Source organism: Cardiobacterium valvarum (genome assembly GCF_900460955.1).
Taxonomy (GTDB): Bacteria; Pseudomonadota; Gammaproteobacteria; order Cardiobacteriales; family Cardiobacteriaceae; genus Cardiobacterium; species Cardiobacterium valvarum.
Genome location: NZ_UFUW01000001.1, coordinates 2,025,659 through 2,044,455 on the forward strand (window position 1 = coordinate 2,025,659; position 18,797 = coordinate 2,044,455).

At 58.9% G+C, this 18,797-nt stretch carries 17 protein-coding genes and 1 CRISPR repeat array; of the genes, 11 read left to right on the plus strand and 6 right to left on the minus strand.

Going from position 1 to position 18,797, the window contains the following annotated elements; genetic code table 11:
• The first annotated feature begins 7 nt into the window (after nucleotides 1-7).
• From DY250_RS09975 to DY250_RS10010, 8 genes are all read left to right on the plus strand, one after another.
• Entirely contained in the window at nucleotides 8-988 is a 981-nt protein-coding gene (locus DY250_RS09975; RefSeq protein ID WP_115612161.1) for an aldo/keto reductase, read from the plus strand.
• 25 nt (nucleotides 989-1,013) lie between these two features.
• Nucleotides 1,014-1,862, plus strand: coding sequence for an aldo/keto reductase (locus tag DY250_RS09980; RefSeq protein ID WP_115612162.1), 849 nt, complete (start codon nucleotides 1,014-1,016; stop codon nucleotides 1,860-1,862).
• A 163-nt stretch (nucleotides 1,863-2,025) separates the two neighbouring features.
• Nucleotides 2,026-2,985: an alpha/beta hydrolase gene (locus DY250_RS09985; RefSeq protein ID WP_115612163.1), complete on the plus strand. Its 960-nt coding sequence runs from the start codon at nucleotides 2,026-2,028 to the stop codon at nucleotides 2,983-2,985.
• A gap of 24 nt (nucleotides 2,986-3,009) precedes the next feature.
• Nucleotides 3,010-3,369 carry a nuclear transport factor 2 family protein gene (locus DY250_RS09990; protein WP_115612164.1) on the plus strand — a complete coding sequence of 120 codons (360 nt, stop codon included), beginning with the start codon at nucleotides 3,010-3,012 and terminating at the stop codon, nucleotides 3,367-3,369.
• Nucleotides 3,370-3,436: 67 nt separating this feature from the next.
• Nucleotides 3,437-4,432 carry an alpha/beta hydrolase gene (locus DY250_RS09995; RefSeq protein WP_115612165.1) on the plus strand — a complete coding sequence of 332 codons (996 nt, stop codon included), beginning with the start codon at nucleotides 3,437-3,439 and terminating at the stop codon, nucleotides 4,430-4,432.
• A gap of 42 nt (nucleotides 4,433-4,474) precedes the next feature.
• Nucleotides 4,475-5,080 (plus strand): flavodoxin, encoded by a 606-nt coding sequence (locus tag DY250_RS10000; protein ID WP_115612166.1) that lies wholly within the window; start codon nucleotides 4,475-4,477, stop codon nucleotides 5,078-5,080.
• A gap of 111 nt (nucleotides 5,081-5,191) precedes the next feature.
• Complete coding sequence (locus tag DY250_RS10005) at nucleotides 5,192-6,829, plus strand: carboxylesterase/lipase family protein (protein WP_115612167.1); 1,638 nt, start codon at nucleotides 5,192-5,194, stop codon at nucleotides 6,827-6,829.
• 13 nt (nucleotides 6,830-6,842) lie between these two features.
• Nucleotides 6,843-7,949, plus strand: a complete 1,107-nt coding sequence (locus tag DY250_RS10010; RefSeq protein ID WP_115612168.1) for an alpha/beta hydrolase — start codon at nucleotides 6,843-6,845, stop codon at nucleotides 7,947-7,949.
• Nucleotides 7,950-8,013: 64 nt separating this feature from the next.
• On the opposite strand, the gene hflD is transcribed toward DY250_RS10010, so the two are convergent.
• Together hflD and mnmA are read right to left on the minus strand one after the other, a co-directional pair.
• Nucleotides 8,014-8,628 (minus strand): high frequency lysogenization protein HflD, encoded by a 615-nt coding sequence (gene hflD / locus DY250_RS10015; RefSeq protein WP_115612169.1) that lies wholly within the window; start codon nucleotides 8,626-8,628, stop codon nucleotides 8,014-8,016.
• Nucleotides 8,625-9,740, minus strand: coding sequence for a tRNA 2-thiouridine(34) synthase MnmA (mnmA, locus tag DY250_RS10020; protein WP_115612170.1), 1,116 nt, complete (start codon nucleotides 9,738-9,740; stop codon nucleotides 8,625-8,627). The genes hflD and mnmA overlap by 4 nt, the downstream gene beginning before the upstream one ends.
• Nucleotides 9,741-9,844: 104 nt before the next feature.
• Between mnmA and DY250_RS10025 the strand changes: the two genes are divergently transcribed.
• Nucleotides 9,845-10,282: a CopD family protein gene (locus DY250_RS10025; protein WP_115612825.1), complete on the plus strand. Its 438-nt coding sequence runs from the start codon at nucleotides 9,845-9,847 to the stop codon at nucleotides 10,280-10,282.
• A 76-nt stretch (nucleotides 10,283-10,358) separates the two neighbouring features.
• Here the strand turns inward: DY250_RS10025 and DY250_RS10030 are convergent, their stop codons facing one another.
• The 4 genes from DY250_RS10030 to DY250_RS10050 all read right to left on the minus strand — a co-directional run bounded on the left by DY250_RS10030 (nucleotide 10,359) and on the right by DY250_RS10050 (nucleotide 16,129).
• On the minus strand, nucleotides 10,359-10,973 hold the full coding sequence (locus tag DY250_RS10030; protein ID WP_115612171.1) for a hypothetical protein: 615 nt from the start codon (nucleotides 10,971-10,973) through the stop codon (nucleotides 10,359-10,361).
• 525 nt (nucleotides 10,974-11,498) lie between these two features.
• Nucleotides 11,499-11,831, minus strand: coding sequence for a hypothetical protein (locus DY250_RS10040; protein ID WP_115612173.1), 333 nt, complete (start codon nucleotides 11,829-11,831; stop codon nucleotides 11,499-11,501).
• 243 nt (nucleotides 11,832-12,074) lie between these two features.
• Entirely contained in the window at nucleotides 12,075-15,599 is a 3,525-nt protein-coding gene (gene dnaE, locus DY250_RS10045; RefSeq protein WP_115612174.1) for a DNA polymerase III subunit alpha, read from the minus strand.
• A 26-nt stretch (nucleotides 15,600-15,625) separates the two neighbouring features.
• Complete coding sequence (locus DY250_RS10050; RefSeq protein WP_115612175.1) at nucleotides 15,626-16,129, minus strand: SMI1/KNR4 family protein; 504 nt, start codon at nucleotides 16,127-16,129, stop codon at nucleotides 15,626-15,628.
• 193 nt (nucleotides 16,130-16,322) lie between these two features.
• On the opposite strand from DY250_RS10050, the gene DY250_RS10055 reads away from it, so the two are divergent.
• Nucleotides 16,323-16,580 (plus strand): SemiSWEET family transporter, encoded by a 258-nt coding sequence (locus tag DY250_RS10055; RefSeq protein ID WP_115612176.1) that lies wholly within the window; start codon nucleotides 16,323-16,325, stop codon nucleotides 16,578-16,580.
• Nucleotides 16,581-16,779: 199 nt separating this feature from the next.
• Nucleotides 16,780-17,235: direct repeats of the CRISPR family, unit length 37 nt; unit sequence GTTTAAAAACAGACCCTGATTCAAAGGGATTAAGACT.
• A 523-nt stretch (nucleotides 17,236-17,758) separates the two neighbouring features.
• Nucleotides 17,759-18,778, plus strand: coding sequence for a phosphate/phosphite/phosphonate ABC transporter substrate-binding protein (gene phnD / locus DY250_RS10060; protein WP_006984333.1), 1,020 nt, complete (start codon nucleotides 17,759-17,761; stop codon nucleotides 18,776-18,778).
• Nucleotides 18,779-18,797 lie beyond the last annotated feature (19 nt).

An 18,797-nucleotide genomic window follows, 5' to 3' on the forward strand; every position in this document is an offset into this window, starting at 1 on the left:
ATTTCTTATGCAATCCAGAACCCTCGGCACGCAAGGCCTCTCTGTTTCCGCCCTCGGCCTCGGCTGCATGAACATGACTTACGGCTATGGCAAGGCCATCCCCGAAGCGGACGGCATCGCCCTGATCCGCCGCGCTTTTGAGTTGGGCGTACAGTTTTTCGATACCGCCGAAGCCTACGGCGAAGCGAACGAGCGCCTGCTCGGCAAGGCGGTGGCGCCGTTTCGCGAGGAAGTCGTCATCGCCACCAAATTCGGTTTCAAAAACGGCATCGTCGCCGACGGCCTGGACAGCCGCCCCGAACGCATCCGTGCCGTGGTTGAGCAGTCGCTTGCCCGCATGAATACCGACTACATCGACCTGTTGTACCAACACCGCGTCGATCCCGCCGTGCCGATGGAAGAGGTGGCAGGTGCGGTGAAAGACCTGATTGCCGCCGGCAAGGTGCGCTATTTCGGCCTGTCCGAAGCGGGCGCGGACGCCATCCGCCGTGCCCACGCGGTGCAGCCCGTTTCCGCCCTGCAAAGTGAGTATTCGCTGTGGTGGCGCGAGCCGGAAGCGGCGGTTTTCCCCGTATTGCGTGAACTGGGCATCGGCTTTGTGCCGTTCAGCCCGCTCGGCAAGGGTTTCCTGACCGGAGCGATGACCACAGACACACCGCTTGCCGACGATGATTTCCGCAAGAACCTCCCGCGTTTTCAGAAAGATGCCATGCGACACAACGCTGCGCTGCTTGAAGTAATGGATGCCGTCGCCCGCCGCCACGGGGCGACCAAGGCGCAAATTGCGCTGGCCTGGGTGTTGGCGCAGCAGCCGTGGATTGTGCCGATTCCCGGCACGACCAAGCAGCACCGCCTGGAAGAAAACCTTACCGCCGCAAACATTGCTCTGACTGCCGCCGATTTGGGCGAACTGGACGATGCCCTGCGCCGTATTGAAATCGTCGGCCACCGCTACACCGCCGCCTCGCAGCGGATGGTGAATCGTTAATTGACCATTTATAGGGAACACCACCATGCAAACCTTTACCTTGAACAACGGCGTACAAATCCCCGTCCTCGGTTTCGGCGTCTTCCAGATTCCGCCCGCAGAAACCGCGCAGGCAGTGGCGGAGGCGATCAAAGCAGGCTACCGCCACATCGACACCGCTCAGGCCTACATGAACGAGGCCGAAGTCGGACAGGGCGTCAAACAAAGCGGCGTGGCGCGTGAAGAAATCTTCATCACCAGCAAAGTCTGGGTAGAAAACTACGGCTATGAAGCCGCCAAAGGCTCGCTTGACCGCACGCTCTCGCGCCTTGACTGCGGCTACATCAACCTGATGCTGCTGCACCAGCCCTTCAACGACATCTACGGCGCCTGGCGCGCGCTGGAAGAATACCAGGCGGCAGGCAAAATCCGCGCTATCGGCGTGAGCAACTTCACCGCCGACCGTGTCATCGACCTTGGCATCTTCAACAAAGTCATGCCTGCCGCCGACCAGATTGAAATCAACCCCTTCCACCAGCAGGCAGCACAAGTGGACACGCTACGCGCCGAAGGCATCGTCCCCGAAGCGTGGGGGCCGTTCGCCGAAGGCAAATTCGGCATCTTTGAGAACCCGGTGCTCGCTGCCATCGCCAAGAAACACGGCAAAAGCATCGCCCAGGTCATCACCCGCTGGCTGATCGAGCGCGGCATCGTCGTGCTCGCCAAATCCACCAAACCGGCACGCATGGCGGAAAACCTTGCCGTCTTCGACTTCACCTTGGACGATGACGACAAAGCGCAAATCGCCACGCTGGATGTGGGCAAAAGCCAAATCATCAGCCACACCGACCCGGCGATGGTGCGCCAGTTCAAGGAATGGGTGTTTGGCGTATAAGTTCGACCGCCAGTATTCATCCGCCTGACATTTTTACCCAACGATTGTCCGCTGCTGCTTAACGCTTCATGCACGAATAGGCGGTTTACCCGCACAAACGCGGTGGTTATCCTTGCCGAATCTATTTTCCTACATCGTTTGCCGGCGGTTTTTACGAGGTTATATGCAACAAAATCGTTCAATGCTGCTCGCCACCCTGCTGTGCGGCAGTGCGGTCATGGCGCCGCTCCATGCCCAGCCGCTGAGCACGGACAGCACCATCCGCGATGTCCTCGCCCAGCCCGCTTTTCAGGGTTTTGCCGAGCGCCTGCTGCCGTGGGACGACGGCCGCGAGCCGCCCGATCTGCCGCTTAACCGCGTGGCGGAGCTGATGCCGTATCACAGCCACATTCATCCCGCAGAGATCGTCGAAACGCTCAACCATATGGCGGCGCAGCGGGCGCGGGGCAAGACGGTGTTTTACGAGATTTATGCCGAAGCCGACAAACGCCGCGACCCGGGCAAACGTCACACCGGCATCTTCATGTTTAAGGGAAGAGACAACGCCCCCTTTGCCATGATTGCGCCGGGCGGCGGTTTTGCCTACGTCGGCTCGCTGCACGAGGGCTTCCCCATCGCCAAGCGCGTGGCGGCACAGGGCTATAACGCCTTCGTAGTGAAATACCGTGCCGGCGCGGGCGGGCAGGCGGCCACGCAGGATATGGCGCGGGCGGTAGCGTTTGTGCGCGAAAACGCCGCCGCGCTCAAGGTCAATCCAAACGGCTATTCCGTCTGGGGGGCGTCCGCCGGTGCGCGAATGGCGGCAGCCATTGGCTCTTATGGCACGCAGGCTTTCGGCGAACGCGAACCGTCCAAACCCGTGAGCGTCATCATGCTGTACACGGGGCACAGCGATATCAACCGCGCTGGCGAACCCGCCACTTTTGCCGCCGTGGGCGCAAACGACGGCATTGCCGCACCACACGTCATGCGCCGCCGTATCGAACAGCTCAAAGCGATGGGCGTGCCCACCGAATTTCACGAGTACCCCCGCCTCGGCCACGGTTTCGCCCTCGGCAGCGGCACATCCGCCGCTGGCTGGGAGAAAGACGCGTTGGCGTTTTGGCAAAAACAGATGCGCTAATCCACGCCCTTCAGGAGAATCTTTATGCCACCGGATATCCCCAACCTCTCCGCCCGCCTCTGGCACGCCCTGTTGCAAGCCGACAAAGCCGCCGCCGCGCCGCTGATTGACGATGCCGCCGTGTTCGTCCACATGGGCGCGACCCTCGACAAAACGCAGGAACTCGGCGCCATCGGCAGCCTGATTCGGCTCAAAAAGCTGGACGTGGAAGAGCAGAGCGTGCGCCTTATCGGCACGACCGCCATCCTGCTCAACAAAATCCGCCTCACCGCCGTGGTGAACGGCGAAACCGTGACCAACCCCTTTGTTGTTACCGAAACCTGGGGGCAACAGGACACCGCTTGGCGACTGGCGGCGATGGCCTACACCCGCATCATTTACTGAGGATTGCCCCGTGCAGTTACGCACCATCCTGCTTTCCCTTGTTTTACTCACCACCACAGGAGCTGCCATGGCCGCTAATTACAAAGCCAACCCCTTCACCCTCACCTACGACGGCGCCATCCGCGAAAACGTCAAGGGCCAGGTCAACCTGCACACCGTGCATTACCCAGCCAACGGCATCGAAGCGGCGGCGAACGTCTATACGCCCGCCAACTTCGACCCGGCAAAAAGCTACCCCGCCATCGTTGTTGCCCACCCCAACGGCGGCGTGAAAGAGCAGGTCGCGGGGCTATACGCACAAAAACTGGCGGAGGCAGGCTACGTCACCATCGCTTTTGACGCCGCCTATCAGGGCGCGAGTGGCGGCAAGCCGCGCTATATCGACAAACCACAGTTCCGCATCGAAGACATCCGCGCCGCTGCCGACTACATCAGTCAGTACCAGGGTGTGGACGCAAAGCGCCTCGGCGTGCTCGGCATCTGCGGCGGCGGGGGCTACACCATCAAGGCGGCGCAAAGCGACAAGCGCTTCAAGGCGGTGGCGACCGTGTCGATGTTCAACAGCGGCGATGCACGGCGCAACGGCTTCATGCGCTCACAAACCGACACCATTCAGGAGCGCCTGGCACAGGCCGCTGCCGCCCGCGCTCAGGAAGTGGCGGGCGGCGAAGTGCAGTATTCCCCGGCCTTTGCGGCAGGCATGAGCAAGGAAAAAGTCGCCGCACTGCCCTATGAAATGTACCGCGAGGGCTACGAGTATTACGCGCAGACGCACGCCCACCCGAACTCGCAGACCAACTACACCTTGAGCAGCCTGCAAGACCTGATGACCTTCGACGTCAACACCAATGTGGATTTGATTAACCAGCCGCTCTTGATGATTGCCGGCGACAAGGCCGACAGCCTCTACATGAGCGAAGAAGTCTTCAAAAACGCCAGCGGCACAGCCAACAAAGAACTCTTCCTCGTCAAAGGCGCAAGCCACATCCAGACCTACTGGCAACCGGAATACGTCAAAGAAATCAGCGCCAAGCTGAAGGACTTTTTCGGCAAGAACCTGTAAACAAACCTGTCGCTCTTGGCGGACGACAGGAAAGGAACACACATGAACAAATTACGCAGAAACCTCATAACAGCGGGCGGCATTGCAGCGTTGTCAGCAGCATTCGGCATCAACGCCGCTGCGGCAGACCGCCCCGCCCCGACAGGACACAAAACCATGAGCAAAACTTTGATTGTTTACTACTCCCACACCGGCACGGTGCACAGCATCGCCCAACGGCTGGCCAAAATGACCGGCGCCGACACCTACGAAATCAAGCCGAAAACCATCTACGACCGCGATATGTGGGCAGCGTGGGACGTGGCGAAAGCCGAGCAGGAACAAGGCATCCTGCCGCCACTTATCACGAAAATACCGAATATCGACCGTTACCAGCAGGTGATTCTGGGCATTCCGGTGTGGGGGCGCACCATCGCCAACCCGATGCAGACCCTGCTGTCGCAGTTGGATTTCCAAGGCAAAAACGTCTATGTGTTCTGGACCTTTTACGACCACGACGAAAAAATGCGCGACGCCTTGGCGCAGCAAATCCGCAACGGCCATTTCACAAGCGGTTTGCCGCTGACCATGAATGTCGTCCATGCCCCGGGGCAGTTGGAGGGCGTCTTGCAAAAATGGCTGATGGAAACAGGGCTCGCCGCCCCCTGACACGTTCACCAGGCTGCCTGAAACAGCGACGTGCTGGAAAAAGCGCTTGGCCCGCCACTGTTGCCACGCACTACCCGCCGCTTCCACCCTTTACCCATGACAGGAGCGCTTATGAGAAAGCACCTACTTACCCTCGCCATCACCCTGGCCCTGCCTGCTTTTGCCCACGCCGACGCCATACAGGCCGGCAACGGCATCGCCGTCGTGCAAACCCAAAGCGGCACGGTGCAAGGCTATATCCACCGCGACATCCTGACCTACAAGGGCATTCCGTATGCCACTGCTGCCCGCTTCATGCCGCCGCAAAAAGTGGCGAACTGGCAGGGCGAAAAACTGGCCCTGACCTATGGCGACGTTTGCCCGCAGGTGCCGATGGGCGGGCGCTCCTTCTTCTTTGCCGGCCCCGAAATGCCGGAAAGCGAACAATGCCTGAACCTGAACATTTGGGCGCCGAAGAAAAACGACGGCGACAAACGGGCGGTCATGGTGTGGATTCACGGCGGCGGTTTCCAATCAGGCGCATCCAACGACTTGCACAGCTATGACGGCGAAAACCTGGCGCGCACAGGCGATGTGGTCGTGGTATCGGTCAATCACCGCCTGAACGCGATGGGCTATCTGGATTTATCCGCATACGGCGGGCCATACAAAGATTCCACCAACGTGGGCATGCAAGACCTGGTGGCGGCGCTGGAATGGGTAAAAGCCAATATCGACCAATTCGGCGGCGACCCGAATAACGTCACCATCTTCGGCGAATCGGGCGGCGGGGCGAAAGTCTTGACCCTGATGGCCATGCCAAGTGCCAAGGGTCTGTTCCATAAAGCGGTGGTGCAAAGCGGTGCGGTGGAAAAAATAGGGATGACCCTGACCCCGCAAAAAACGTCGCAGCGCGTAACCGAGCTGACGCTGAAAAACCTGGGCGTGGACAAAAACAGTCTCGCCAAACTGAACGGCTTTACCCCGAATCAAATCAACGATGCGGCCAACAAAGCCCTGAAACAAACCGCCGAAGAACAAAAAATCACGCCGGTACGCGGCACGGGGGGCTACGGACTTTCCTGGGCGCCGAGCCTGGACGGGCGCTTGATTCCGCAAGAACCGGTAGGCGAAAAATATCCCGATATCGCCAAAGACATACCGCTGCTCATCGGCTCCAACTTTGCCGAATGGGAAAGCTTCCCGCTGCAACTGGATCTGGCAAACGCACAAAAAAGCAACCGCTTCACCTGGAGTGAGGCCGAAGTCAACAAGCGTTTGCAAAGCAAATATGGCAAGCAGACCGAAGCCGTCGTAAATGCCTTTCAAGCGGCTTACCCCAACCGCTTGAAGGCGGACGCCCTCTATGTGGATAGCTTCCTGCGTGCCCCTGCATTAAAAACCGCCCGCATCAAAGCCGAACAGCGCGGCGCCCCGGTATACAACTACCTGTTTGCGTGGGATACCCCGGTGTTCAATGGCGTGCCGATGAGTTACCACACCTCTGAAATCGCGTTTGTGTTCAACAACATCCAAAAAATGGCACAAGCCACCGGTGGCGGCCAAGCAGCGCAGGCGCTTGCCGACAAAATGAGCCGTGCGTGGACGAACTTTGCCAAAACCGGCAACCCCAACGGTGAAGGCCTGCCGCAATGGGACGCCTACACACCCGAAAACGGCAAAACGATGATTTTCGACAACCAGCCGGAAGTCAAAGCCCATCACGACCAGAAATTGCAGCGTTTACTCGCCCCGAACCTGAATTTCTAAGCAAGGAAAAACCATGAAGCCCAAAACCGCCCTCCTCACCGCCATTGCCGCTATCGGCTTCGCTACCCAAGCCACCGCCGCGCCGCTCACCCTTGCCGAACAAGGCAGCTTTGCCATTGGCGGCACCGTCAAAACCTCGCCGGGCAGCTACACCCCGATTCCCGAAAGCATTGCCAAGCGCAGCGGCGGGGCATTCTGGGACGCGCATAAAGCCGCTGTGGCCGCCGGCGGCATGACCCTGCACGGCGACCACGCCAGCGTCTTCTACCAAATCCCGGTCGACGCCAAAAAAACGCCGCTTGTCTTCCTGCACGGCTACGGCCAGTCGGCGCGCGGCTGGATGACCACGCCGGATGGCAGAGCGGGCTTCAACGAACTCTTTCTGCGCAAACACTACCCCGTCTATCTCGTTGATCAGCCACGACGCGGGCAGGCGGGACAAAGCACCGTCGCCGTCGAACTGAGCGCGACACCGGATGACCAGTTCTGGTACGCGCAATTCCGCATCGGCGTCTACCCCAAAATGAACGACGGCGTCGCCTTCCCCAAAGACCCGGCGGCGCAAGCACAATTCTTCCGCATGATGACGCCGGACACCGGCAGCTTCGACGTTGGCGTGATTACAGACAGCATGAGCCAACTCTTCGCCAAAACCGGTGGCGGCGTGTTCGTGACCCATTCGGCAGGCGGCATCATCGGCTGGACGACGGCAATGGCAAGCGACAAGGTACAAGGCATCATCGCCATCGAGCCGGGCGCCTTCTACTTCCCTGAAGGCGAAGCACCACCGAAACTGACCAGCAAATTCGGCGACGTTTCCCCGCTCGCCGTGCCACCGGAACAATTCGCCAAACTGACCCGCATCCCCATCGTCATCTACTTTGGCGACTTCATTCCCGACCACCTCGACGGCACGCAGGGCGGCGAACAATGGCATATCCGCATGAAAATGGCGCAGCAGTTCGTCGATACGGTCAACAAACACGGCGGCAAGGCCGAACTCGTCCACCTGCCGAAAGTCGGCATCAAGGGCAACACCCACTTCCTGTTCAGCGACCTGAATAACGCACAAGTCGCCGACCACATCGCGCACTGGCTGCACGAAAAAGGGCTGGATTAAACCGCCAGACGGGATAAAAAAAGCCCCTCCCCAATGGGGAGGGGCTTTTGCTGTGTGCAGGCCGTCAGAATGCCAGCCCGCGCAGAGCATCTTCCAGTTTGCGCCGCGCGAAGAGGAGGTTCCAGCGGTTGCCGCCGTAGGCGCGCCACAGGCTGGCGGCGCGGACGCCGCAGAGGAGCAGGGTGCGGACGCGGTTGATGGTTTCTGTTTGCTGGAGGTATTCGGGGCGGCCGATGACCATGATTTTCCCCGCTGCCTGGCTCGCGGTGTCCTGATAGGTGGTAGCGAGACCGGCTAGGAGGTTGGGATGGTTCGACGGGAAGTGTTCGGCCTGGCGGCGCGCGTCTTGCAGGCGGGTTTGCAGCAGTGCCATCAGGGCGGGATTTTTGGCGAGGCGTTTTTCGACGTGCAGGATTTGCGCGCTGTAGCGCAGGCCCTGTTGGTCGTTTTTGCCGTTAAAGACGCGCAGGAAGGCGTCACGGCCTCGCGTGAGCGGGTCATGCGGTTCGCCGTAGTAGTCGGCGATGTCGGCGGCGTTCGTGCGCAGCAGGCTGGGGATGAGGGTGAGTTCGGCAGCGTCATCAACTTCACCGCGTTCGGCAGCGGCGCGCAGGCGGTCAATGGCGAGGAAGAGGGCGGCAAGTGCCCAGGCCTGGGCTTCGGCGTCGGTGTGCTTCATGGGGTTTCTGCGGTGTGGTGGCGGGCTTCGATGACGCCGCCGCCGAGGCAGCGGTCGCCATCGTAGAGGACGAGGTATTGGCCGGGGGTGACGGCGCGCTGTGGCTGGGCGAAGGCAACGCGGATTTCGTCGCCGCCGCGCCACTGGATGCGGCAGGGCTGGTCTTCCTGGCGGTAGCGGGTTTTGGCGGTGTAGATGTGGTTTTCTTGCGGCGCTTCGTTCAGCCAGGAAAGTTGGCGGGCGGTCAGCGCCTGGTGGTAGAGCAGCGGGTGTTCGCCCTGGCCGACGATGAGGGTGTTGTCGGCAAGGTTTTTGTCGAGGACGTACCACGGTTCTTCGCTGGCGCCGGCGACGCCGCCGATGCCCAGCCCCTGCCGCTGGCCGATGGTGTAGTACATCAGGCCGATGTGTTCACCAATCCATGCACCTTGCGCGGTGATGATTTTGCCGGGTTTGGTCGGCAGGTAGGTGCTGAGAAAGTCGCGGAAGGGGCGTTCACCGATGAAGCAGATGCCGGTGGAGTCTTTTTTGTCGTAGGTGACGAGTCCGGCCTGTTCGGCGATGCGGCGCACTTCGCTTTTGGCGAGGCCGCCGAGCGGGAAAATGGCGCGTGCGAGTTGGTCGGGGGTGATTTGGCTCAGGAAGTAGCTTTGGTCTTTGCTGCCGTCCACGCCTTTGTAGAGCGCGGGGGCGCCCGCATGTTCGCCACGCCGCGCGTAGTGCCCTGTCGCGAGGTAGTCAGCGCCGTGGGTGGCGGCATAATGGGCGAGTTCGGCAAATTTGATTTCGCGGTTGCAGAGGACGTCCGGGTTCGGTGTGCGCCCCGCCTGGTATTCGGCGAGGAAGTGTTTGAAAACGCGCTCGTGGTATTCGGCGACGAAGTTCACGGTGTAAAGCGGGATGCCGATGGTTTCGCAGATGTCGTGGGCGTCTTCCAGGTCTTCTTCGAGGGTGCAGTAGCCGCTGCTGTATGTCTCTTCCCAGTTTTTCATGATGATGCCGAAGATGTCGTAGCCCGCTTCTTTGAGCAGGCAGGCAGTGACGGAGGAATCCACGCCGCCGGAGATGCCGACGGCGATTTTGGCGGTTTTCGGGGGGAGGTAGTTGTGCATGATCGCTGTGGTTATGGGGATGGGCGGTATTGTAGCGCGGCTTCTTTATGGCGATGCACAGCGCTACACTGCGTGCCTTTACTATCATCATTCATGAGGTTTTTATGGCGTATTTGACCTGGAAAGCGCTGCATATCATCGGCGCGGTGTGCTGGTTCGCGGAGTTGTTTTATCTGCCGCGTCTTTATGTGTATCACGCGATGGCGCAGAGCGAGGGGGATGCGGCATCCATGCGGCGCTTCTGCGTGATGGAGCGCAAGCTCTACATCATGGGGCACATCGGCATGGGGATGACGCTGGTTTTCGGCGGCCTGCTCTTGTGGGCGGGCGGCTGGGCCTTTCTGAAAGGACAGGGCTGGCTGCACGCGAAGCTGCTGCTGGTCGCCGGGTTGGTTGTCTATCAAATCGTCTGCGGGCGGATGAACCGCGCGTTTGCCGCCGGACAAAACCGCCGCAGTCATGCGTTCTACCGCTTGTTCAACGAGGTGCCGAGCCTGGCGCTGATTGGCATCGTGCTGCTTGCCAGTTTGAAGCCGTTTTGAGAACGGATGCTTGCTAAAAAACGTGCCGGATTTCCGGCACGTTTTTTTATGCGCTGACGGCAGATGGCGCGAAGGTTCAGAGGATGTGCAGGAGTTCGGGATCATCGGCGTGCTCAAGCAGCATGACACGCACGCGTGCCTGCCACAGTTCGCCGAAGCGGGCGAGTTCGTCCGGCGTTGCCTGCCCGCTGACGGCTTTCGGCATCAGGCTTTGCATTTCCGCCGGGAAGGGCACGACGGCGGCGTTGAGTTCGAGTTCGACGCTGGCGCCGTTATCAAGGCGGCGCAGGGCCATCAGGCCACGGATGGGCGCGTCGTAATCCAGCAGGTCGCGGCGGGTAAAGCGGGCGGCGGGGCCGATGCCGCCAAAGCCGGTTTCCGCTGCCGCGCCGGTGAGCAGGGTAGCGACGGCAGCGATAACGCCCGTTGTGCCGCTATCACGGCTGTCGCGCATCTGCACAGCAATGCCGCCGCGTTCGGGCAATGTGTCGCCATAGAGGGCGCGCAGGCCGCGCCGGGTGAGCAGATAGGCACCGGCAACGGTGGGGCAGGAATGCCCGGCAAGACGCACTGCATCGGCGTAGTGGTATTCGAGGATGCCGTCCTGGGAGGCGCCGAGGAAGGCAGCCAGCGGGTCATGCACGCGCAGGGTCGGGGCGGCAGCGAAGAAGGCGGGGAAGGTTTCGGTCATGGTGGCTCCGTGGTGATGGAAAAAGGAGGGGGATTGTATCGCCGCCAAGCGGCGTCAATACTGGACCCGCGTCAAGCGGGGTGGTTACCGGGCCTGCCAAGCGGCGCCATTATTGGGCTCGCGTAGGATGGGCTTTAGCCCATTGAGCAGGCGCAGCCTGCTTTTTGCATTCTTGATAGTGGCACGGAAGAAAGACCGCCAAGCGACGTGGTTGCCGGGCTCGTCAAGCGGCGTGGTTGCTGGGCTCAAACGATTTCAGGAGGACGACAGTCAATTTTATAAAGTCGGTGCGGTGGCGATACTCAAAATATGGTTTTGATAGATTTCCGGCAATAAGGACAAGACGGTTTATTTACCCAGAGTTTCTTTCTCCCGAAACGGGTCTGCCCATAATTCCGGCGAAAGTTCTTTTATTGCCGATAATATCGGCTGCGAGCGCGGCCAGCTAATTCCAAATCTGAAAACATGATCGTTCCTATAATTAAAAAGACTATCTGGATATAAAAACAGCTTGAATCCTGATATTTATATCTGCCTGCTAATGGTTAAGTTCACACCGTATTGTTCGGAATATTCCGCCAAGATGTGATGTAAATCGTGAATAAATTGATCTATGGTTTTGGCGTATGCGACAGGGTCGAGTGTATATAAGGCATCTAGTTCGTCAAAACACTCAATGATGCTTTGTAATTCGGGTGGGCAGTAAGGCAATATTTCATCATAATTTTTAGGCATCCTCAGTGTCCAAATGCCCGCTTCCGGTGCAACGGTACCTGATTTTATGGCAGTCAATAAGCCCAAAGCCAATAGGGCGATATAAAAAGCAGGGTTTTGCGCGTGGATGTGGAATGTAGGCATGGTAGTTTGTTAATCCGGTTGGTGAGGTAAAACGCGGGCTTTTGGCGGGCTGAGGTTCGCCCTGCGGTTTGGGTGGCCGCCAGGCGGCGTAGGTACTGGTTTTTGTCGCTGCGCGGATTTTTTTAACCCTCTCCCCAACCCCTCCCCCAATGGGGGAGGGGCTTTTTCGTGCAAATTTCAAGATTGGGCGCGCGTCAAGCGGCGTAAACACTGGGCCCGCCCTGCGTTCGTCCTGCGCTTGTTTCAGTAATGCCGCTGCATCGGCGGGTGGTTCAACAGGGTGTTCAGGTGCTGCATTTGTTCGTGGCCGATGCGGTAGTGCGCGGGCAGGTGCAGGCTGCCTTTGGCATGGATGTCGTCCGCGTGCAGGGTGATGCTGATGCGCACGCCCTGTTTGCCGGCGAGCGGGTCGAGCGCGGTTTTGAGTTGTTGCCAGATGTCGCGGTTGACGTCGGCGGCGTTGAGGTGGATGTCGAGTTTTTGCAGCAGGCTGTAGCGCGCTTCGTAGTAGTCGTAGATGGCGTCGGCGTTGATGCGCCATTCTTCTTTGTAGGGGTTGTAGTCGGCTTTGCCCCGGATGATGAGGATGTTGTCCGCTTTGCAGAGCTCGCGGTATTTTTCCGCTGCTTCGCCGAAGACGCCGATTTCCTGGCGGGCGCTGCGGTCGTCCAGGGTGATGAACGCCATTGGGCTGCCGTTTTTTTTGCTGGTCATGTGTCGTGCTTCGATGACGACGCCGGTGAGCAGGACTTCGATGGCGTCGCCGCGTCGTGTCGGGCGTTGCCAGTTTTCCATGTTTTCTTGCAAGGCGGCGATGGTTTTGCCCCGGCTGATTTGCAGCAGGGTTTCGCGCGCTTCATCAATGGGGTGGGCGCTGAGGTAGAGGCCGAGGGTTTGTTTTTCGGCGGTGAGGGTGTCGCGCAGTTCCCAGCGTTCGGCGGGGTTGAGGATGAGGCCGGGCGGGGTGTCGTCGCTGCCGAAGAGGCCGAACATGTCGCCCTGGCCTTGATCACGGTTGCGGTGGTGCTGTTCGGCGAGGCGGATGGCTTGTTCGACGGCGGCAAAGAGTGCGCCCCGGTTGGGTTCGATGTTGTCGAAGGCGCCGGCGCAGATGAGGGTTTCCAGGGTTTTGCGGTTGAGTTTTTTGAGGTCGAGGCGGCGGCAGAGGTCTTCGAGCGAGGTGTAGTCGCCGTGTTTTTCGCGTTCTTCGAGGAGGATGTGGATGGCGGCTTCGCCCACGCCTTTGACGCCGCCGAGGCCATAGATGATTTCGCCTTTGTCGCTGACGGTGAAGGCGTATTGGGAGCGGTTGATGCAGGGCGGGATGACGGTGAGGCCCATGTCGCGCGCTTCGTTGGTGAAGCGCACGATTTTGTCGATTTTTTCGATTTCGGAGGTGAGCACGGCTGCCATGAGTTCGGCGGGGTAGTGCGTCTTGAGCCAGGCGGTCTGGTAGGAAAGCAGGGCGTAGGCAGCGCTGTGTGATTTGTTGAAGCCGTATTCGGCGAATTTGGCCATGAGGTCGAAGATGTCGGTCGCCTGTTTTTCCGGCACGCCGCGTTCGACGGCGCGGCTGACGAAGATGTTTTTGTTGCGCGCCATTTCTTCGGCTTTCTTTTTGCCCATCGCGCGGCGCAGGTTGTCCGCTTCGCCGAGGCTGTAGTTGGCGAGTTTTTGCGCGACTTGCATGACTTGTTCTTGGTAAACCATCACGCCGTAGGTGGTTTTCAGGATGCTTTCGAGGTCGGGGTGCGGGTATTCGACTTCGGCGAGGCCGTGTTTGCGGTTGATGAAGTCGTCCACCATGCCGGAGCCGAGCGGGCCGGGGCGGAAGAGGGCGACGAGGGCGATGATGTCTTCGAAGGTGTCGGGCTTGAGTTTGCGGATGAGTTCTTTCATGCCGCTGGATTCGAGCTGGAAGACGGCGGTGGTGTGGGTCGATTGCAGCAGTTTGTAGGTGGCGGGGTCGTCCAGCGGCAGGGTGCTGATGTCCAGCGGTGGCTCGCCTTCGCGGGCGCGGCGGCGGTTGATGTGATCGAGCGCCCAGTCGATGACGGTGAGGGTGCGCAGGCCGAGGAAGTCGAATTTGACGAGGCCGACGGCTTCGATGTCATCTTTGTCGAATTGGGTGGCTATCGCCGCGCCCGCGCTTTCGCTGTAGAGCGCCGAGAAGTCAGTGAGTTTGGTCGGGGCGATGACGACGCCGCCCGCGTGTTTGCCGACGTTGCGCGTCAGGCCTTCGAGGGCGAGGCTGATGTCGATGATTTCGCGCATGTCTTCGTCTGTGTTGTAGATGTCCTGCATGGCGTCTGAGCGCAGTTCGGGTTTGTCTTTGCTTTTCGCGCTCTGGCCGAGGGCATCAGGCAGGGTGACGCCGAGGACGGGCGGGACGGTGGCGACGAGGCGGTCCACGGTGGGATAGGGGATGCCGAGGACGCGCCCCACGTCGCGCAGCACGGCTTTGGCGGCCATGGTGCCGTGGGTGGCGATTTGCGAGACGCGCTCTCCGCCGTATTTTTTTGAAACGTATTCGATGACTTCGTCGCGGCGTTCCATGCAGAAGTCCACGTCGAAGTCGGGCATGGAGACGCGTTCGGGGTTCAGGAAGCGTTCGAAGAAGAGGTCGTAGGCGAGCGGGTCGAGGTCGGTGATTTTCAGGGCGTAGGCGACGAGGGAGCCGGCACCGGAGCCGCGTCCGGGGCCGACGGGGATATGCTGGTCTTTCGCCCACTGGATGAAGTCGGCGACGATAAGGAAGTAGCCGGGGAAGCCCATCTGGTTGATGACGCCGAGTTCGATGTCAAGGCGGGCGTCGTAGGGCGGGCGTTTTTCCGCGCGCGTGGCGGGGTCGGGAAAGAGGGTTGCGAGCCGCGCTTCAAGGCCGCTTTTTGCCTGTTCGATGAGGTGGGTTTCAATGGCCACCCCTTGCGGCAGCGGGAAGTCGGGCAGGTAGTTTTTGCCGAGGGTAAGTTCGAGGTTGCATCTGGTGGCGATGGCGTTGCTGTTGGCGAGCAGTTCCGGGGCATCATGAAAGCGTTCCGCCATTTCTTCGTTGGTACTGAGGTGGTTGCGGCGGTTGTAGTCGTGCGGGCGTTTGGCGTCGCTGCGTTGCCAGCCACCGCTGATGCAGACGCGGATGTCGTGGTTGTCGTAGTCGTCCGCATTCATGAAGCAGGCGAGGTTGGTCGCAACCGCTGCGAGGCCGAGTTTGCCCGCCAGCGTCTGACAGAGTTCTTCGTATTCCGCCTCGCCCGCTTCGCCATGGCGGGCGATTTGCAGGTAGTAACGGCCAGGGAAGATGTGCTGCCAGTGTGCGGCGCGGGCTTCGGCAGCGGCGAGATCGTTGCGGCGCAGGAAGCGGGCGAGGTCGCCGGAAAGGCCGCCGGAAAGCGCGATGAGGCCGCTGCATTGTCCGGCGGTGAGGCGGTCGATGTGCACGGCGATGCCCTGCGCGTCCTGGTCGTATTGGTAGGCGGCGCTGACGAGTTCGCAAAGGTGGATGAAGCCCGCGTGATCCTGTGCGAGAAGGACGAGCTGGTTGTCGCTGCCGTCGGCATCCCGAATGGTGAGGTCGCAGCCGATGACGGGCTTGATGCCCGCCGCCCGCGCTTTTTTGTAGAGTTTGAGCGCGCCGTAGAGGTTGTTGCGGTCGGTGAGCGCGACGGCCTCCGCCCCCTGCGCTTTGGCGAAAGCGACGATGTCTTCGATGCGCAGGATGCTGTCGGTGAGGGAATATTCGCTGTGGTTGTGCAGGGCGGTGTAGGTCATGGTGGCGGAGTCTCGGTTAGCAGGTGTCAGTTATCGTCATCGCCGCTCAGGCAGCGCACGAATTCGGCAAAATTGGCGGCGATCCGGGTGATGGTCATGCTGTCGTGATAGATGTTCACCACGGGCGGTTCAACATCCGCAGGGAGGTTGCGGTAATCCAGCGCGAACAGTCCATGTCCGCTGTCTTCTTCGGCGAAGTAAATGCCGATAGGGGGATAACCCCAGTTGTCCGGATCTTCCCAAAAGCGGCTGCCGCAGGCGCCACACAGGGTGGAATCGCCGTCGAAACCGATACCGCTGATGCCACGCACCAGCAGCTCACTCTCGCCGCCGTCTTCTTCGGGGTAGCGGTAGATATAGCGGTTCAAACTGCCACCGTTGTGCAGTGTCATGAGGGCGATGTAGCTGGCAGGCAGACGATAGCCGAGTGCCGCTTCCACCTGCGCGACCCTTTCGGGGGTCACCGCCTGTGCACTGTGGAAGCTTTCGTCATAGTCGGCAAACAGGCCGTTGATGATGTCTGTAAACATGATGGGTTCTTTAACTGGATTGTGGACGGCAACAAAGCGCGAAGTTATCCCGCTTGGCGACCGTCGCCATCGGAAAATGAAGGCCGGCATGATACGCGTCCGGGGCGCGGCCTGCACGGGGTGGGCACAGTGTTACACTGAGCATCCCAAAATTACCACCTATCTATTAGAGGACTACCTGAGGACTACTTATATGAACGAAAAACAGATCCGTATCTTGGCTACCGTCGCCACCATCGCTTCCATCTGTATGTACACTTCCTATATCTTTCAAATTCAAGCCAACCTGGCCGGACACAAGGGCAACCCAATCCAGCCGCTCTGCGCCGCCATTAACTGCACCCTGTGGGTGGTGTACGGCCTTTGCAAAAAACAACGCGACTGGCCGATCGCCATTGCCAACTCGCCGGGCGTAGTATTGGGGCTCATCACCTGCATCACCAGTCTGTAACCCCCGCAGCGACAACAACAAGACCGTCGGGCGGGACATGGCGCATTGACGCCGCCGACAAGAGGCGTAGCATAGGCGCGTCGGCAGAAGATAAAAAATACGGCAGGGGTGAAAAAATGAGACAGCTTTGGCGACAAGAAAAAAATTGGAAAGCTGCTTTGCAGAGAATTGATAAGAAAAGAAAATCCAGCACCCCGCTGTTTAAAAACAGACCCTGATTCAAAGGGATTAAGACGCCCGCCGGCACGCTCTATAAGCTGCTCAATGGGTTTAAAAACAGACCCTGATTCAAAGGGATTAAGACGACAAAAAGGTTTTCTAATATCATAATTTCACCGGTTTAAAAACAGACCCTGATTCAAAGGGATTAAGACCGATTAAGCGGTCATTACGGCGACAGTTTTACGAGTTTAAAAACAGACCCTGATTCAAAGGGATTAAGACTATCGATGTCCGCCGGGTTGTAGGGGGTAAAGGTGTTTAAAAACAGACCCTGATTCAAAGGGATTAAGACTGTATTTCCAGTCATGAATTGGATAATAATTAAGTTTAAAAACAGACCCTGATTCAAAGGGATTAAGACTCTAGAACTTGCTTCATGTCACTCTCCGTTTTCGCATTTAAAAACAGACCCTGATTCAAAGGGATTAAGACGAACCATTCGCCGGTAGTCATTTTTCATCTCCATTTAAAAACAGACCCTGATGCAAAGGGATAATTCAGACACAGCGTAAGCTGTGTCTTTTTTGTTTGGCGGTGGGGCATTTGTATCGAGCCATCGGTATGGATAGGCATCAGCCGTCAAGCGGCGTCATTACTGGCCTCGTCAAGCGACGTCATTACTGGCCTCGCCAAGCGGGATAACGCGGCGGTTTTGATGTCGGTCAAGCGGGGCTGATGCGGTGTTTGCCGTGTGGCTGTGGCAAGACGTTAGGTTGGCGCGCTTTTTCTGTGGATTCTCCCCTTCCTTTCTGCAATTCTTTGTGGCTATAATGTGCATATAGTGTTGCAATGTGTTGATAACAACCAATCGTATCCACACTTTTCACCGCTACCGTTTGTCTTGCAGGCGGTCATCCCCCTTCCTTTCAGATGCCTTGCATGAAGTGGGCCTGCCGCCACTTTTTGTCCGGGCAATCCTGAAAGTTTGGGTTATCCCCACAACTTTTTTGGAGCTAATGATGCAATTCCATGCCAAGCAAAATGTGCTGCCCATGTTTCGTCTCAGCCTGTTAGCGACCGCAGGGCTGGCTTTTTCCAGCGCCGCGCTGGCAGAAGAAGACGCCTGTCCGCACCGTGGCGATCTCGATGCGATTTATTGCGATGCCGACAAGGATATGGTCGCCGACCCGCCGTCTGATCCGAAGAAATTCCGCGATCCGAAGACGCTGATTTTTGCTTTCACGCCGGTGGAGGATCCGACTGTTTATGAAAAGCTCTTCCAGCCGTTCATGGGTCATTTGTCGCAATGCGTGGGACGCAAGACGGTGTTCTTCGCCGTGCAGTCAAATTCGGCAGAAATTGAGGCGATGCGTTCCGGCCGTCTGCACATCGCTGCATTTTCAACGGGCCCGACCAATTTCGCGGTCAATATCGCGGGTGCCGTGCCGTTTGCCATCCGTGGTACGGAAAACGGCCCGGAAGGCGCTGCCATCAAGATGATTGTGCGCAAAGACAGCCCTTACAAAGAGCTGGCCGACCTGAAAGGCAAGCGCATCGCGCACACTTCACCGTCTTCCAACACCGGCAATCTTGCGCCGCGCGCCCTGTTTTCAGAACTCGGCCTCACGCCGGACAAGGATTACAAGGTGGTCTATTCCGGCAAACACGACCAGTCCATTCTCGGCGTGAAGTCAGGCGACTATGACGCTGCCCCGGTCGCGAGCGACGTGCTGCAACACATGACGGAACGCGGCGTGGTCAGTGCCGATGATTTCAATGTCCTCTACACCAGCGAGCTCTTCCCGACCGATGCCTATGCTTATGCGCACGATCTGGATCCGAAACTGGTGGAAAAGATCAAAGAGTGTTTCTTTGAGTACCGCATTCCGCCGGAAATGGCGAAAGGCTTGGGTGGCGACCGCTTCCTCCCCGCCAATTATCAGAAAGACTGGGAACTGGTGCGCAAGGTTGCCATTGCCGCCGGGCAGAGCCTGAACCGCAGTGGCTATGAAGCCGAAAACGCCAAGAAGAAATAAGCCTTAAACGGACGGGATT